This is a genomic window from Phenylobacterium sp. (assembly GCF_036963605.1).
In the GTDB taxonomy this organism is placed as follows: Bacteria; Pseudomonadota; Alphaproteobacteria; order Caulobacterales; family Caulobacteraceae; genus Phenylobacterium.
Window position 1 is genome coordinate 21,264 of the sequence record NZ_JBALUY010000027.1, and the last position, 16,691, is coordinate 37,954.

Genomic DNA, 16,691 nt, shown 5'->3' on the forward strand with positions numbered 1-16,691 from the left:
ACGAGCCAACGCCCCTGAAGCCGGCCGCAGGGCGGCTTTAGGCTTACCATTCGGATATGATTGAAGCTCTTGGTTACGGCTGTCGCCCGGGGCGAGCGCGCTGAACCATCCGGTATCGCCTAGGCGGAGCCTGCGGCGGAAAGCCTACGCCCGGGGCCAGAGAGGCCGATCCACGCCACGTGACGCATGGCGCGGTCCACAGCGGCCTTGGCGGTCTCCTGGCAGGCGTCCAGACCGGAGGCGACGATCTCGCCCGCCTCGTCATAGACGCTCCAGGCCCAGCCGGACGTGTCCTGGCTCATGGAATAGGCGAAGAGCGGCTCAGACATTCCCAGCCCCTTTTGCGCTGCAACATCGTCAGACATCAGACGTCTCCGTAACGCACTGTGTCAAGTTTCGATCCCCCGCCGCCTAAGGCAGCGCCATGTCGCCGCGCAAATAGGCAGGCGCAGCGCCACTACTCCGCCGCCACCGTCTGGCCCCGGCGCTCACGCTCCAGGCGGCTGACAAGGGCGCCGTGCTCATCCCAGAGGGCCTGGGGCAGCCGGTCGCCGAAACGCTCATAGGCCGACGGGATCAGGGCCGCTTCCTGGCTCCAGATGTCGGCGTCTACGCTCAGCAACAGGTCGAGTTGGGCGTCGGTCAGGGAGAGGCCGCTCAAGTCGAGGCTCTCGCGGGTCGGCAGGCGACCGATGGGCGTATCCACCGCCTCGGCTCGGCCCTCCAGCCGCTCGACGATCCATTTCAGCACGCGGCTGTTTTCGCCAAAGCCCGGCCAGACGAACTTGCCGCGCTCATCCTTGCGGAACCAGTTCACGAAATAGATGCGGGGCAGCTTGGCCGGATCGGCCTGCGCGCCGAGCTTCAGCCAATGGGCAAAATAGTCGCCCATATTGTAGCCGCAGAAGGGCAGCATGGCGAAGGGGTCCCGGCGCAGCTCGCCGATGGCGTTCTCGGCCGCGGCCGTGCCTTCCGACGCCACGTTGGAGGCCATGAAGACCCCGTGGCGCCAGTCGAAGGCTTCGGTCACCAGCGGCACGGCGCTGGCGCGACGGCCGCCGAAAAGGATGGCCGAGATCGGCACGCCGGCAGGATCCTCCCATTCCGGGGCGATCACCGGGCATTGGTCAGCCGGCACAGTGAAGCGGGCGTTGGGGTGGGCCGCAGGCGTCTCGGACGCCGGGGTCCAGGGATTGCCGCGCCAGTCGGTCAGCTGCGGCGGCGCCTCGGCGGTCAGCCCCTCCCACCAGACATCACCGTCCGGTGTGAGCGCCACATTGGTGAACACGCAATTGGCGTGCAGGGCGTCGATGGCGTTCTTGTTGGTCTCGATCCCCGTGCCCGGCGCCACGCCGAAGAAGCCGGCCTCGGGGTTCACCGCATAGAGACGGCCGTCTTCGCCGAACCGCATCCAGCAGATGTCGTCGCCGATGGTCTCTGCCTTCCAGCCGGCCAGGGTCGGCTGCAGCATGGCCATGTTGGTCTTGCCGCAGGCGCTCGGGAAGGCCGCGGCGATATAGCGGACCTCATTCTGCGGCGAGGTCAGCTTGAGAATGAGCATGTGCTCGGCCAGCCAGCCCTCGTCGCGGGCCATGACCGACGCGATGCGCAGGGCGAAGCACTTCTTGCCCAGCAGCGCATTGCCGCCATAGCCCGAGCCATAGGACCAGATCTCCCGGGTTTCGGGGAAGTGGACGATGTACTTCTCGTCATTGCAGGGCCAGGCCACATCCGCCTCGCCCGCCGCCAGAGGCGCGCCCACGCTGTGAATGGCCGGTACGAAGAAGCCGTCTTCGCCGAGTTGCTCGAGCGCAGCGGCGCCCATGCGGGTCATCACGCGCATGGAGATGGCGACATAGGCGCTGTCGGTGATCTCCACGCCGATGGCGCTGATCTTCGAGCCCAGCGGCCCCATGCAGAAGGGCGCGACATACATGGTGCGCCCGCGCATGCAGCCGTCGAACAGGCCCTGCAACTTGGTCCGCATCTGCGCGGGCTCGGCCCAGTTGTTGGTGGGGCCGGCGTCGGCCTCATCGGCTGAGCAGATGAAGGTGCGGCTTTCGACGCGGGCCACGTCCCGCGGGTCGGAGGCGGCATAGAAGGAGTTGGGGCGCTTTTCAGGATTTAACTGGATGAGCGTGCCGCTCTCGACCAGTTCCGACGTCAGACGTTCCCACTCGGCGTCGGACCCATCGCACCAATAGACGCGATCAGGCTTGGTCAGCGCGGCGACTTCGGCGACCCAGGCGACCAGACCGGCGTGGCGGGTCGGTGCGGCGTCCAGCCCCGGCGTCGTGGTCACTTCCGTCATAGAACTCTCCATCACCTGGCTGTCGCCTCCCTCAGGCTGTGAGCCTCCCGAGGTTCATCTATGAACAAGTCCATAATGCGTGACACCCCCAGTGCAAACCACGGGCCGGGTGATTTTTTCCACTTCTGGTACATATTGCCAGCTTGACGACGGCCCCGCAGGTCCCTGTCCAGGGCTTTGGCGCCGATGGCCGCGCCATCCTGGCTCCGCCCTCGTCTACAGAATCCACGCGCCCCGCCCCAAAACAGAACCACCGCCCACCATGACGGTGGGCGGTGGGGTAGGGGCAAGACGGGAAGCGCTCAATCCGGGCGGCCCCCGCGATACGCTGATGGACGAGCCTAGAAGAAGCGTTCCGTGATGCGGATGGTGTCACCCGGCGCCACGGGCGTGAGGGGCGTCAGGGGATATTCGCGTTCAAGGGAAGAGTCCGCCCGCTTGATATAGACCCGCCGGCTGTTGGCCCGATAGGTGAACCCGCCGGCCGTGGCCACGGCGTTCAGCACCGACAACCCGTTGGTGTAGGGATACTCCCCAGGGTTCTGCACCTCGCCCATGATGTAAAAGGGCCGATAGTTCAGCACTTCTACGCTCACCCGCGGCTCACGGAGATAGCCCTGCTTCAGGGACTCCTCCACTGCCGTCTGGAACTCCGGAACCGTCAGGCCCTCGGCCGCCACGTCGCCGATTAGCGGCATGGATACGTTTCCAGACCCGCCGACGACGAATTCACCTGTCAGCGCTTCCTCGCCGAAAGTGATGACGCGGATCTTGTCGCCCGAGCCCAGGCGATAATCCGGAATGGCCCGGATGGCGGCCCCCGGCTCCTGGGCCTGGACGGCGCTGGCCACGGCCGAGGTTGCGATAAGGGCCGCAACCAGCCCGAGCAGGGACAAAATTCGCTGCATTAGAAATTTCCGCTCCGCATTCTCACAGGTCCCTCACGTTGTTTCTACCGCACTGCGGCGGGACTGGAAACATCTGCATCGCCCAGTTTTCTGCGACAGGCCAAGACGGCCACGCCGTAGATAACAGAATCATAATCCAGCCTTTCCAGATCATGAACCTCCCATTCAGGCTCTGTACATATTTACATCCATGCAACCACGTTTAGTTCTGAAACATACACCATGTAATTACAGTAAGGATTAATTGGATCTATCGTAAACAATCCACACAAGAGCTCCAGAAAGGGGTGGGTGTGGTGTTGTCTAGAAAGACTATATTTACTCAATCATCCATGGTTATTGCAGCATTAACTGTGACTGCATGTACGACCATGCCGGAACCGAGCGCGCCGATGAGGCTGGCCCAAGCCGCCGCCCCGCCGAGCGCCTTCCTCGACTTCTGCCGGCGCCAGCCTTCGGATTGCGGCGGCGCTCCGGCGGCCGTCATCCAACAGGTGGCGCAGATCGAACTGCAGCAACGCACAGCCGCTGAAGCGAGGTTCGCCACAGGTCGAAATCGCAATAACCTCGTCGCGACTTCCGCGGTCCAGACGCGGAGCGCCAGCTGGTCACAGACCTTCGCCGAGGCGCGCCGTCGCCGCGAAGCCCTAGACATCAACCTCACAGTTGCGCCGCCGACATACGACTGGTCGGGCTTGTTCGCTGCAGCCAAGGCCGACCAGCAAGTCCCGGCCGAGGTCTCGAGTTCGAATGCGCCACCGGTCAAGGCCTTGTCTTGGGCCAGCAAGGGCTCGAACCAGGCTCTGCCTCTGGCGTCGCGTCCCACAGAGCCAAAGGCCGTCATGACGCCGGCCCTGCTCAAGGAGCCTGCGCCGCTGACGTCCCAGACGGTCGAAGACCTCGGCGCTTCCACACCAATCGTTCCGCCCATGACGCCTGCCGTCTGGTCAACGATCAACAAGGTCAATGACAAGGTGAATCGGGCCATCGCCCGGCGCACTGACGCCGACAACTACGGGCAGATCGATCACTGGGCCACGCCCCTGGCCCTAGGTCAGAAGTATGGCGACTGCGAAGACTATGTGCTCGAAAAACGCCGCGCCCTTCTTGAGGCCGGCCTGCCCCTGAGCGCGCTGTCGATTGCGGTCGTAACCACCAGCTGGGGCGAAAGCCACGCCGTGCTGCTCGTAGCGACGGACCAGGGCGAGTATGTTCTCGACAATATCAATCCCTGGGTCCTCCCCTGGCAGAAGGCCAACCTCCGTTGGCATGAACGCCAAGTGGCCGGCAGCCCGTTTCGGTGGGCCATGGTCAGACAACCCCTCACCTTCGCCGCGAACAGCAAGGTCTTGCCTGCAGGCGGACGCTAGGCCTAATGGCCCACCAAGATTCTGCCCTCTCGGATCGTCAGATCTGAGTGGGCGGGAGGCCGATCAACTCGCTTGAGGCGGCGGTTTTCAGTTCGGTCACCGGATGAAGCCGCCAGCCACCAGGCCACACCAGGACGCGTCGTGAGCGCAGGACGAGGAAGACGCCGATCGGCGGCTACTGAGGAAAGGCCCGCCAGCCTTCGCCTGTGGCCGCCGCCCGAGGGCTTTGGCCTGGCGGGAGCGACGGCCTTCCTCCTTTTCTCCGCCCATCTCGCCTATGGCGCGCTGCTCGCCGAGCCAGCTCTGATCGCCACGGCGGCGGCGGCGCTGTTGCTGCTCGGAGCGCTGGCCACGCCTAGGCTTCGCAAGGATCTACTGCGCGTCCGCGGTTTGCTGGCTCCGGCAGTCCTGTTCCTGCTGGTCTTGGCCGTCGGCGTACTGTCCATGACGCCTTTTGCACCGGGCGGCGCTCATCCGGTCTGGTCCTATGTGGGCCTTTCGCCGGGCGCGGCCACAATCGACCGGTCAGCCACTCTGCTCGAATTGGTCAAGCTCATGGGACTTGGCTGCCTCTTCCTGGTGGGCGCGGCCACCGGCGCCTCTGACGAGCGGGCCAAGACCGCCGTCAATCTTCTCATCCTGCTGGCCGCCGCCCTAGGACTTTGGGCCTTTTTCGGCTTCGTCACCGGCGGCCTCTATCAGAGTCAAAAGGGTCGCCTGGAGGCCAGCTTTTTCAACCCAAACACCGCCGGCACGTTTTTCGCCGCCATGGTGATTGTGACCTTGGGGCCGCTCATGCGACGGCTTCGCGGCGTACGGCTCAGCCGCGCCGTCCAGGTGGCGACAGCGCACTGGGCCGCGCTTCTGATTCTCGTGGCCTGCCTTCTGATGACTGCGTCTCGGGGCGCCGCCCTCGCCACCGGGGCCGCCCTTGGAGGCCTCATTCTATTGATGCTCTTCTCCGGCAAGATCGCCTGGAGCCGGGCGACCTTTGGCGTGTTGGCGGGCCTGCTTGCGGCCGCTGTTCTCCTTTTCCTGTTCGGAGAGCGGCTCGTCGCCCGTTTCGAAGGCGTCGAGGAGAGCGCCGTCTCGCGAGGGGAACTTTTCGCCCTTCACTGGCAGGCCTTCCTCGCCTCCCCCTGGATGGGATACGGGCTGGGCACATTCGACATCGTTCACCGCACCCTGCTCGACGCGAGTTCGACCGAGAGCCTGTGGCGCATCCGGGCCACCCACAACGTCTACATCCAGTGGCTGGAGGAAGCGGGCCTCATCGGCGCGCTTCCCATGTTTGGCGCGATCACTGCTGTCCTGGCGATTACGGCGGTTCGCGGGCTCGGCCGCTCGCGGATGACCCACATCCTCTTCGCGCTCATGGCCTCGAACATCGTCTTTCTGGTCCATGGCTTTTCGGACTTCGCTCTCCAGACGCCGTCCATGGCGCTATTCTGGAGTTATCTTCTCGGGTTGCAGTTCGCCCTCTCGCAGGGGACGCGGCGATGACGACGGCAACAATGATCAAGTCTACGCTCATGGCGCTGGCCGGTCTGTTCACCCTCGTCGCAACAGGAGCGACATATTTCGCCCTGATCGCCCCGACGGACTCTGGTGCGCCATTCACCCTCTCGGCCGCTGAGAACCGCCGAGCGACTCAGGCGCTCCGCCTGACGCCCCCAGACATCGAAACCGCCACAAGGGCGACCCGGAAGGCCCTGACCCAGGCGCCGTATGATCCGTCGGCCTGGTTGAGACTTGCCTATATTGACGCAATTGATGGCGAACTGGGGGCAGAAGGCCTGCTGGCACTGGAGCAATCCTACCAACTCCTGCCCTTCGATCAGTATGTCGCCATCTGGCGGGTGCGCTTCGCCCTGGAGCATTGGGGCGCCCTGACGCCTTCACTTCGGACAGCTGTGAAGTCTGAAACTTTCGCTTTCGCCAGCACTTCGCGGTATTACGCCATGATGAGCAGCCTTGCCGCGGTGGAAAATCCGATTGGTCGCCTGCCTGCCGCGATGTGGCGCGCCGGAATGCGCGAAGAAAGATCCCAGATGCGTGCACAGAGGGCAGAGCTGATGCAATCGGGACACGAAAATGCTCAAACTAGGCGACAGTTACTAAACCGTCGCTAGAAATTGCTTGAGAAATGGGTACGCCTGTGGCCTTAAGTCACAAGGGCGCTCCTGCCCCCCACGTTCCTCTAAGGAGAGGCGCCATGAGCCTCAAGTTGATCGGCATCAGCGCCATTGCGCGCGCCCTTGTGTCGACCGCCGCCCTCGGCGCGGTCGCCTTCACTGCGACCACGGCCGCAGCCCAGCTCTCTGCGACCCAGGAAGCCCAAGCTGCAGCTCTGGCTGACTCCATCGCGGTTGCGGTGCAGCAAGCTCTCGCAGCCACCGCGGGCGAGTCCTCGGAAGTGCAGGAAGCCGCTGTCGAGGCGGCGACCGAAGCGGCCATCGAAGCCAGCGGCGTCAGCCCTGAAGTGGCCGCCGTGGCGCTCACCCGGGCGCAGGCCGCCCTGGCCCAAGCCGGCATCGCTTCGCCGGCCGTCAGCGCGGCATTCGCCTCGGTGGCCCAGGCGGTCCAACTCGCTGCGGCGGGTCCGGGCGCAGCGCCGGGCGCCACCGGCGGTCCCGGCGGCACGGCCCCGGTCGGTGCGCCTCCCGCGGCCGGCGGCGGCGGCGGCGGCGGCGGCGTCACCTACCCGTAAGTTGATGAGCAGGGCGGGGCGCAGCGCCCCGCCTTGTTTCTACATTTCCTTCTATCCATTCCCCGCACCCTTCGGTGCGGCGTTAATTTGAGGTGTCGGATCGTGACTGCGGACAAGCGCGTACTTGCGGCGAGCGCGGCGATCGCTGTCGCCGCCGGCTTCACGCCGGCTGCCGAGGCGCAGACGGCGCGCGGCGCCCTAAGCCAAACCTCCGGGGCCGAAAGCAACTTCGCCAGGGACCGGAATGTCAGTGTTCGCCAGCGGCCGCACGAGGGCTATGAAGCCCTCGGCCTGCCGGTCGGGACCTTCACGGCCTTCCCGAAGGTCTCGGTCACAGCCGAGCACAATGACAACATCTATGGCGCCTCGACCAACGAGACCGATGACTTGATCTGGCGCGTTCAGCCAGAGGTCTCTCTCATCTCCGGCTGGTCCAGACACTCGCTGCAGGGCTACGCCCGCGCCACGCTCAACCGCTACCAGGACAACGGTTCGGAAGACACCGACGACTACAGCGTCGGGGCGTCAGGCCGCTTGGACGTCACCCGCAGCACCCAGATCACCGCCAGCACCGATTGGGCGCGCCTGACCGAGCCTCGGACGTCGTCGAGCACGCCCCAGGCATCGGCCGCGCCGATCCAATATGATCTGGCCTCCGCCAATGTCGGAGCCTCTCACGAGTTCAACCGTCTCCGCGTTTCGGGCCGCTATGACCTGCGCGAATATGACTATGAGGACGGGCGCACCGCCGCAGGCGCGGTCATCGAGCAGGACGACCGAGATCGCACGATCCATGCCGTTGTCGCGCGGGCCGACTATGCGGTCAGCCCAGCCACGGCGCTCTTCGTCGAGCTCAGCCGCAACTGGCGCGAGTATGATCTGAGCCCCCCGGCTGTCGCGCTTGCCCGCGACTCCGAAGGCACCCAGGCCTTGGTCGGCGCCAATTTCGAGCTTGGCGCCCTGATGCGCGGCGAAGTCGGCGTGGGATACATCACGCAGGAATACGACGATCCCAGCTTCGACGAGCTTGAGGGTCTTGGGGCCCGGGCCCAGGTCGAATGGTTCCCCACCCAGCTGACGACCGTGTCCCTGACCGGCTCGCGCACGGTGGAAGACAGCGGCATTCCTGGCTCGTCTGGCTATCTGTCGACCAATCTTGGCGCCCAGGTCGACCATGAGCTGATGAGAAACGTCATCCTTACCGGCCAGGTCTCCTACGGCCAGGATGAGTACGAGGGCGTAGATCGTGATGACGATCGTCTGAATATTGGGGTCGGCGGCACCTACCTTCTGAACCGCTACGCCGGGGTGACGGTGGCCTACAGCTACTTCGACCAGACTTCGGGCGGCGCCAACGGCGGAAACGACTTCAAGGTCAACAAGTTGGGCGCGACGCTCACCTTGCAGTTCTGATCGGGACGGCCAGGTCCATGGGCCTGGCCGTCACTTTCCCGGCTTAGTTCGGCCTCAACATGGCCCTGGCTTTGCACGCCCCAGTAGGGGGAAGCCAGTTTCGGGACATCGACTTCGATGAACGCTTTTACGCAGTCCAACGCAGACTCCAGTTCCGATGACACTGGTGACGGCCCTGGCGGTCGGCGCAGCGGCGGCTTGGCTGACCAGTTCGATCTGCGGCGTCTGGCGAACATGTTCCGGCGGCGGGCCCGCCTCATGGGCGCCGTAGCGGCGCTCGTCTTCCTCGCCGTCGTCCTGGTCACCATGACGGCGACCCCCATGTACACTGCGACGGCCAATGTCATGCTCGACACCCGGGCGGAGCAAGTCGTCAACGTTGAGGCGGTTCTTTCCGGCCTCCCCGCCGATTCCAGCGTCGTGGATACTGAGGTCGAGATCCTGAAGTCTCGCCGCCTGGCCGAGCGCGTCGTAAACGCGCTCCAATTGGACAAGGACCCCGAATTCAATCCGGCTCTCCGATCGCCCGGTCTCGTCTCCTCCGCGAAGAACGCCGTCACATCGATGATCGCCTCCGTGACGCCGCAGGAGGCGCAGGATGAAGCCATCGCCGAGCAAAAGGCCCAGGAACGCGTCGTCGACAGCGTACTGAGGGGCCTGTCAGTCCGCCGCTCGGGCCTGACCTATGTGATCAATGTAAGTTTCGAGGCGGAGAGCGCGCCCAAGGCTGCGACGATCGCCAACAAGTTCGCCGAGCTCTACCTTCTGGAGCAACTTGAAGCGAAATTCGATGCGACGCAGCAGGCGACCAATTGGCTGAACTCGCGCCTCGAAGGTCTTCGCGACCAGGTGCTCGCCGCAGAGGCGGCCGTCCAGCAATACCGGATCAACAACAACCTGCTGAGCGCCGCCGGCACGAACCTGACCGAGACCGAAATCTCCAACTACAACCAGAGCCTGGCCGAGGCCCGCGCTCAGGTGGCCGAAGATGAGGCCCGCCTGTCCACAGCCCGTAGTCAGCTGGCCCGCGGCTCAACCGGAGACGACCTGGGCGAAGCTTTGAGCTCGCCTGTCATCCAACAGCTGCGCCAGCAGCGCGCGACCGTAAGCTCGCGGGTCGCCGATCTGCAGGGCCGTTACGGCGCCCGCCACCCGGAGATGCTGACGGCCAATCGGCAGCTGACCGATATCGACGCGCAGATTCAGGCAGAGATTCAGCGGATCATCTCCAACCTGGAGGCCCAGGTTCAGGTGTCTCGCCAGCGTGCGGCCGCCATAGGCGGCAGCCTGTCGAACGCTCGCGGCACACTGGCTGGCAACAATCAGGCCCTGGTGCGCCTCAATGAGCTGGAGCGGACCGCAGAAGCCTCACGCACCCTCTATGAGAGCTATCTGAACCGCTACAAGGAGACGAGTTCGCAGCAGGGCATCGAACAATCTGACGCCCGCGTGGTCTCACAAGCCACCATCCCGACGGGTCAGAGCTCGCCGAAGGTGCCGCTCAACCTGGCGCTCGGCCTAGTCCTCGCGCTCGGCTGCGGCGTGGGCGCAGTGGTCCTGGCCGAGATGCTCGACGCGGGTCTCGCCACGGCCGAGGACGTCGAACAGCGGCTGGACGTCTCCTATCTGGGCGCGATTCCTCTCCTGTCCTCCGTCGCCGAAGGCCGCGTCGGCGCGCCCATCGACTATGTCGTGGAAAAACCTCTTTCAAGCTTCGCTGAGGCGTTCCGGAACCTGCGCGCCTCGGTGATGTATTCACGCCTTGGCGAAACCGTGAAGGTTGTTGCGATCACCTCGGCGCTTCCCGGCGAAGGGAAGACGACCACGTCGGTCTGTCTGGCCCGTTCCGCCGCTCAACAGGGCAGCCGCGTGATCCTGGTCGACTGCGACCTGCGCCGGCGGTCGGTGAACCGGATGTTCGGCGCCGAACCGCAGCGCGGCCTCATCGAGGTTCTGGCCGGCGAGGCCACCCTTGAAGAGGTGATGACGATCGACAGCGTCACAGGCGTGCGGCTGCTCCCCCTGGCCAAGTCCAGCCTTACGCCCAGAGACGTTTTTGGGTCGGCGGCCATGGACCGCCTGCTCGAGCAGCTGCGGCAGTCCTATGACTTGGTGATCCTGGATACGGCCCCGGTCTTGCCCGTGGCCGACACGCGCGTGCTGGCCCCCAAGGCCGATGCCGTCGTCTTCCTGGCGCACTGGCGTAAAACGCCCCAGCACGCCATCGAGGCCGCCTTCCGCCTGCTGTCGGGCACCGGCGCCCATCTGGGCGGTGTGGCCCTGACCCAGGTCGATATGAAGCAGCAGTCGAAGTACGGCTATGGCGACCCCGGCTACTACTACGCCGAATACAAGAAGTACTATGTGAGTTGAGGGCTAGCCCTCTGGAAGTCTAATCCAGGGCTCTCAGGCTGAGCTGAAACAGCAGAGCCGCCGCGATCCAGAAGGATCCGCACGTCAAGGCCACGAAGGCGACCGTCTTTCGCGCCGACCATTGGGTCGGCGCACTGGGTGACAGGGATTCGCGCAGCTGGTCTTGAAGCCGTCTGGCCGGGCTTTCGCCTCCAAGATCTTCGGCCGAGGCCAGTCTTGCAGACCGGGGCGCAGGCTCTGGCGAAGAGATGAAAGGTGTCGCAACCGCTTCTGCGGTCTCAGGCTTAGGTTTGGCGCCCACGTCGTGATCCTCCGAGTGACCGGATCCTTGTAGCAAGGGGCGCCTAACAAACTGTCTCCATCCAGGTCTTGCGCCTGCTCTTGGAGCGAAGTTCGCCACGGCCCTCAACTGTCTTAATTGGGTCTTACCGACGTAACGAAGACGACAGCAGGATCGCCCTATGATTGCAGGGCGAGTTCACCAAGGGGATAGAATGCAGAAGGTTCTGGTCACCGGCGGCGCCGGCTATGTGGGCGCCCACACCTGCCTTCGGCTGTCCGAGGCGGGCTTCCTGCCGGTCGTCTATGACAATCTGAGCAATGGCCATGCCGAGTTCGCCCAATGGGGCCCGTTGGAGATCGGCGACATCAATGACGCCGCAAGGTTGGACGCCGTTTTCGCCGCCCACAGCCCCGCCGCCGTCCTCCATTTCGCCGCCCTGATCGAAGTGGGCGAGTCTGTCCGTCATCCAGACCGGTTCTACGAGAACAATGTCGCCGGCGCGCTGTGCCTCATCAATGCCGCGCGGCGGGCTGGCGTCGAAGCCATGGTTTTCTCCTCCACCTGCGCCACCTATGGCGAGCCCGAGCAGATGCCGATGGACGAGAGCCATCCGCAGACGCCCCTCAATCCCTATGGGCGCACCAAGCTGATGGTCGAGCAGATGTTGCGCGACTTTGATCGATACTCGGGCTTCCGATCCGTGGCCTTGCGCTATTTCAACGCCGCCGGCGCCGATTTCGACGGCCGCATCGGCGAATGGCACAGCCCGGAAACTCACGCCATTCCCCTCGCCATCGCTGCCGCCCAGGGTTCAAACGCCGGCTTCAAGGTCATGGGGCGGGACTATCCGACCCGGGACGGCACCGCCGTACGCGACTACATCCACGTTCTCGACCTGGCCGAGGCTCATGTGCTTGCGCTGAAGTATCTGCTGGCGGGCGGGGGCACCGAGGTCTTCAACCTCGGCACCGGCACGGGATCGACCGTGCAGGAGGTGGTCGACGCCGTGGCCCGGGTTTCGGGCCGCCCCTTCGAGGTGGCCGACGCCCCAAGGCGGGAAGGCGACGCGCCGGCTCTGGTGGCCGACAATCGCAAGGCTCGCGAGATTCTCGGCTGGAGCCCCAGCTTCGGTCTTCCGGAAATCCTTGAAAGCGCATGGAAATGGCACACGCAAGGCCTTCCGGCCCTGCAACAGGCACAGACATGATGGTTCTTGCCGCAGCGCACACTTTGGGCGCCTTAACAGGTGGCGCCGAGGGACAACACCATTCATAAGACAACTCAACCCTGCGACGAAATGACTAGATCGGCCTAGGGTCAGAGGGTAAAGACTGCGACAACCGTAAGGGGCTGCAGCGTGTATTTTTCAGGCACGAAGAACATCACCCTCGAGAGTACAGGCCTGACTGGCTTGCAAGGGGGCGCGTTGTACTCGGATCCCGCTGTAAAGGGCGGCCACAAGCTCAGCCTCGATATGTGTCGGCTTCTCGACATCGTCATCGCGCTGGCCGTGCTTCTATTCATCGCCCCGCTGATGCTGGTGATCGCCGGCCTTATCAAGCTGCAGGATGGTGGTCCGGCGCTGTTCCGCCAGTCTCGCATCGGCCAGGGCGGCGAGGCGTTCAAATGCCTCAAGTTCCGCACCATGGTCACCGACGCTGAAGTCCGGCTCAACGCCCTGCTGGCTCGCGATCCTGAGGCCCGCCGGGAATGGGAGCTCGATCACAAGCTGCGGAAGGACCCTCGGATCACCGCCCTGGGCGCCTTCTTGCGCAAGTCGAGCCTGGATGAGTTGCCACAACTGTTCAACGTCCTGAAGGGCGAGATGAGCCTGGTGGGGCCGCGGCCGATCGTGACGGCGGAAATTCCCCGATATGGTCGCTGGTTCGCTCACTATTGCGCCGTTCGGCCCGGCGTCACCGGTCTCTGGCAGGTGAATGGCCGCAATGATGTCTCCTATCGTCGCCGCGTCGCGCTGGATGTGCTCTATGCGCGCACGGTCGGCGTACGGCGCTATGTGCAGATCATGGCGGCCACCGTGCCGGCCGTGCTCCTGCGCAGCGGCTCCTACTGAGCCGCACGCGCTTTCGATCGTCTTCCGCGCGCCATGCCTGCGGCTAGTAAAAGTAAAAATGCCGGGGCGGGGGCCTGGTGCGATATGTCTCAAGCATTCAATCTCGTCGATGACGCCCGGCTGGCGTCCGATCTGGCCCGGCAGGCCGGGGCTCTTCTCCTGAAGGCGCGCGATCTCACCAGCATCACCGGCAAGCCCCTCGGCGCCCTGGGCGACGCGGTCGGCCAGCAGTTTCTCAGCCACTCCCTGCAAAGCCTTCGCCCGCATGATGCGGTCCTGTCGGAAGAAGCCACCGACGATGTCGCCCGCCTTGAGCGCTCGCGGGTCTGGATCATCGACCCTCTCGACGGCACCCGGGAGTATTCCGAGGGGCGGGACGACTGGGCCATCCATGTGGCCCTCTGCGTCGATGGGGAGCCCGTGGTGGGCGCCGTCGCCCTCCCCGCCCTGAATCTGGTCCTCGACACCAGCACGCCGCCGCAGATGCCTGACGCGCCGGACGGCCTGAAGATCCTCGTCAGCCGATCGCGCCCGCCGGAGGTCGCCAGCCGGGCGGCCGAGGTGCTCGGCGGCGAACTGGTCGGCATGGGCTCGGCCGGCGCCAAGACCATGGCCGTCGTCCGCGGCGAGGCCCACGCCTATGTCCATGCCGGCGGCCAGTATGAGTGGGACTCCGCCGCCCCGGTCGCCGTGGCGCTGGCCGCCGGCTTCCACGTCTCCCGCCTCGACGGCGCGCCGATGGTCTACAACCAGAAGGACGTCTACATGCCCGACCTCGTCGTCTGCCGGCCCGAGCTGAAGGACCGGCTGATGGCGGCGGTAGCCTAGGGTGCAATATAGCTGTCCTTATCTGCGATGAGTAAACTACGGGCGTCGGCCGTCCGTAGCGCTGGCTGGCTCTTCTTGCGCGCAGGCGGGCGCCAAGCGGCAAATACAGCAGCCTTTTTCACGATTGCCGCTCTTGTCTCCCCCGCAGCCTTCGGGTTGGCCTCCATAGCTGCTGCTTTGGCGATGATACTGCGCGCGGCGCTTCAGCGAGGCCTGCGAGACATCGTTATCCAACGGGCCGAACTGAGCGCAGAGGCGCTCGACACCGCATTCTGGCTAAATCTCTGCCTTGCAGGGGTCCTTAGCTTGGGGCTTCTTGTAGCCACGCCGCTGGTGGTCTTGGCCTATGGGCAGCCCTCGCTTGGGCCTCTCATCGCCGTTTCGTCGCTACTTCCCTTGATCGCTGGCCTGTCGGCAATCCAGGAGGCCCGGCTGGAGCGGGAGTTTCGGCACAGAACTCTCACGATCGCCCAGCTTTGTGCCTCCCTCCTAGCCGCCGTGATCGGGATCGGACTTGCACTCTCTGGTGCAGGAGCATGGGCCCTCATATTCTACAATATCGTTGAGGCCGCAGCGCTTACGATGGTCACGCTTGCGCTTGCGCGTTGGCTTCCAGGTCTTCGGTTCAGTTTCACCGAAGCGCGTAGCCAGATAAGATTTGCTTGGCCTCTGATGGTGTCGTTCACCTTTACGAACGGAAACCTTCGATTTGCGCAGCTTGTCGTTGGTCTTATCCTTGGCCCGCAGGCGACCGCCTATTTTCGCGTTGGTTCACAGGTGAATCAATTTCTTACTCAGACGGTGGCGGCGCCTATTGTGCGCGTCCTACTTCCTGCCTTTTCCAGACTCGAAGCCGACTTCGGCCGACACTATGTGCGAGCCTTAGCGGCCGTGTGCGCTTTCGCGTTCCCCGCGTTCCTGGGCGCAGCAGCCGTGGCGCCTGCAATCCTCCCCAAGCTTATGGGGGACGACTGGCAGATAGCCGCTGATCTGTCGGGTATTCTCTGCTTTGCTGTGTTTGCTGCTGTTCCGCTTCAGGTGCTTACGCCGGCTCTTATCGCGCGTGGGCAACCAGCGATGTCTTCGCGGCTTTCTATCGGTAGCGTCGTGGCTGGTCTTCTAGCCACAACGGTCGGAGCCTTTTTCGGCATATTCGGCGCTGCCTTTGGCTTTGCCGCCCGTAGCGTTGTGACCACGCCTGCAGGATTGCTCACTGCGTCTCGCATTCTCGGCGCCTCGTGGGGGGCTCAAATGCGCGCCATACTGGCCTATGGAGCCGCTGCGCTAGCCTGCTACCTCTCCGCCCGCTTGCTGCTTCTTGTTGATGCGGACGGTATCGCAGCGTGGGGGATCATCGCTGGAGCTGTCGTCCTTGGCGCGTCGGTCTACGCTTTAGCCGTGCGTTTCGGAATCCGATGGGCCGCGCCTGACGCATATGAGCCGCTCAAGGCCGCGGCTCCGGCTCGGCTACGCAAGTACCTCTAGCAGCACGGACCCAGATGGCACTCAAGGTCGCAATCATCCACTACTGGCTTGTCGGCATGCGCGGCGGCGAGAAGGTGCTGGAAGCCTTGTGCGAGCTCTTCCCAGATGCCCACATTTACACTCACGTGTACGATCGCAACGCGGTGTCATCGACAATCGCCGCGATGGACGTACGCACGACATTCATATCCCGCCTGCCCCGCGCCGCCCGTCGCTACAAAACCTATCTGCCCTTGATGCCCCTCGCCCTCGAGCAGCTTGATCTCAACGGCTATGACCTAATTATCTCAAGTGAGTCTGGACCGGCCAAAGGTGTTGTTCCACCGCCGAATGCCAAGCACATCTGCTACTGCCACTCGCCGATGCGCTACATCTGGGACCACTATCACATCTATAGAAACTCAGCTGGGCGCATCGCTCGGTTCACCATGCCGCTGCTTACCCACTACCTCAGGATATGGGACACAACGTCATCCGCACGAGTAGATAAGTTTATAGCAAACTCTCGTCATGTGGCAGCCAGGATTGATAAGTACTATCGTCGCGATGCCGACGTCATCCCGCCTCCGGTAGATGTTGAGAATTTCACCTCCAGCCCATCGACAGGCGACTACTACCTCTGGGTCGGCGAAATTACTCAATATAAGCGACCGGATATTGCTGTAGAGGCCTTCCGCAAGCTCGGCCGTCGACTAGTGATTATCGGCGATGGGGAGGAGCGAAAGAAGCTTGAGGCGGGCGCTCCTGCCAACATCGAGTTCCGTGGGCGCACGAGCACCGAAGAGTTGAGGCAGACCCTGCAGGAGTGCCGGGCGCTCATCTTCCCGGGAGAGGAAGACTTCGGGATTGTTCCGGTGGAGGCCATGGCGGCTGGGCGTCCTGTGATCGCCTTCGGCTCCGGCGGCGCCCTCGATTCCGTCGAGCCAGGTCTCAGCG

At 64.1% G+C, this 16,691-nt stretch carries 14 protein-coding genes; 11 read left to right on the forward strand and 3 right to left on the reverse strand.

Annotated elements, in window-relative coordinates:
* Nucleotides 1-119: 119 nt before the first annotated feature.
* From V7702_RS07040 to V7702_RS07050, 3 genes are all read right to left on the reverse strand, one after another.
* On the reverse strand, nucleotides 120-329 hold the full coding sequence (locus V7702_RS07040; RefSeq protein ID WP_305285039.1) for a hypothetical protein: 210 nt from the start codon (nucleotides 327-329) through the stop codon (nucleotides 120-122).
* Between the two features lie 128 nt (nucleotides 330-457).
* Nucleotides 458-2,311 (reverse strand): phosphoenolpyruvate carboxykinase (GTP), encoded by a 1,854-nt coding sequence (locus tag V7702_RS07045; RefSeq protein WP_335649431.1) that lies wholly within the window; start codon nucleotides 2,309-2,311, stop codon nucleotides 458-460.
* Between the two features lie 341 nt (nucleotides 2,312-2,652).
* Entirely contained in the window at nucleotides 2,653-3,219 is a 567-nt protein-coding gene (locus V7702_RS07050; RefSeq protein ID WP_335649432.1) for a polysaccharide biosynthesis/export family protein, read from the reverse strand.
* A gap of 299 nt (nucleotides 3,220-3,518) precedes the next feature.
* On the opposite strand from V7702_RS07050, the gene V7702_RS07055 reads away from it, so the two are divergent.
* The 11 genes from V7702_RS07055 to V7702_RS07105 all read left to right on the forward strand — a co-directional run.
* Complete coding sequence (locus tag V7702_RS07055) at nucleotides 3,519-4,589, forward strand: transglutaminase-like cysteine peptidase (RefSeq protein ID WP_335649433.1); 1,071 nt, start codon at nucleotides 3,519-3,521, stop codon at nucleotides 4,587-4,589.
* Nucleotides 4,590-4,730: 141 nt separating this feature from the next.
* The gene (locus V7702_RS07060; protein WP_335649434.1) at nucleotides 4,731-6,092 is read left to right on the forward strand and encodes an O-antigen ligase family protein; all 1,362 of its coding nucleotides are present in this window, start codon (nucleotides 4,731-4,733) and stop codon (nucleotides 6,090-6,092) included.
* Nucleotides 6,089-6,721, forward strand: coding sequence for a hypothetical protein (locus tag V7702_RS07065; RefSeq protein ID WP_335649435.1), 633 nt, complete (start codon nucleotides 6,089-6,091; stop codon nucleotides 6,719-6,721). Before V7702_RS07060 ends, V7702_RS07065 begins: the two co-directional genes overlap by 4 nt.
* Nucleotides 6,722-6,804: 83 nt before the next feature.
* Entirely contained in the window at nucleotides 6,805-7,299 is a 495-nt protein-coding gene (locus V7702_RS07070) for a hypothetical protein (RefSeq protein WP_335649436.1), read from the forward strand.
* Nucleotides 7,300-7,401: 102 nt separating this feature from the next.
* Nucleotides 7,402-8,712 carry an outer membrane beta-barrel protein gene (locus V7702_RS07075; protein WP_335649437.1) on the forward strand — a complete coding sequence of 437 codons (1,311 nt, stop codon included), beginning with the start codon at nucleotides 7,402-7,404 and terminating at the stop codon, nucleotides 8,710-8,712.
* Nucleotides 8,713-8,829: 117 nt separating this feature from the next.
* Nucleotides 8,830-11,085: a GumC family protein gene (locus V7702_RS07080; RefSeq protein ID WP_335649438.1), complete on the forward strand. Its 2,256-nt coding sequence runs from the start codon at nucleotides 8,830-8,832 to the stop codon at nucleotides 11,083-11,085.
* A gap of 494 nt (nucleotides 11,086-11,579) precedes the next feature.
* Nucleotides 11,580-12,575, forward strand: a complete 996-nt coding sequence (gene galE / locus V7702_RS07085) for a UDP-glucose 4-epimerase GalE (protein ID WP_335649439.1) — start codon at nucleotides 11,580-11,582, stop codon at nucleotides 12,573-12,575.
* 219 nt (nucleotides 12,576-12,794) lie between these two features.
* Entirely contained in the window at nucleotides 12,795-13,442 is a 648-nt protein-coding gene (locus tag V7702_RS07090; RefSeq protein ID WP_335649440.1) for a sugar transferase, read from the forward strand.
* An 84-nt stretch (nucleotides 13,443-13,526) separates the two neighbouring features.
* Complete coding sequence (locus V7702_RS07095; protein ID WP_335649441.1) at nucleotides 13,527-14,270, forward strand: 3'(2'),5'-bisphosphate nucleotidase CysQ; 744 nt, start codon at nucleotides 13,527-13,529, stop codon at nucleotides 14,268-14,270.
* A 27-nt stretch (nucleotides 14,271-14,297) separates the two neighbouring features.
* Entirely contained in the window at nucleotides 14,298-15,755 is a 1,458-nt protein-coding gene (locus tag V7702_RS07100; RefSeq protein ID WP_335649442.1) for a lipopolysaccharide biosynthesis protein, read from the forward strand.
* Nucleotides 15,756-15,769: 14 nt separating this feature from the next.
* On the forward strand, nucleotides 15,770-16,691 hold a 922-nt coding region (locus tag V7702_RS07105), incomplete at its 3' end, for a glycosyltransferase (RefSeq protein WP_335649443.1).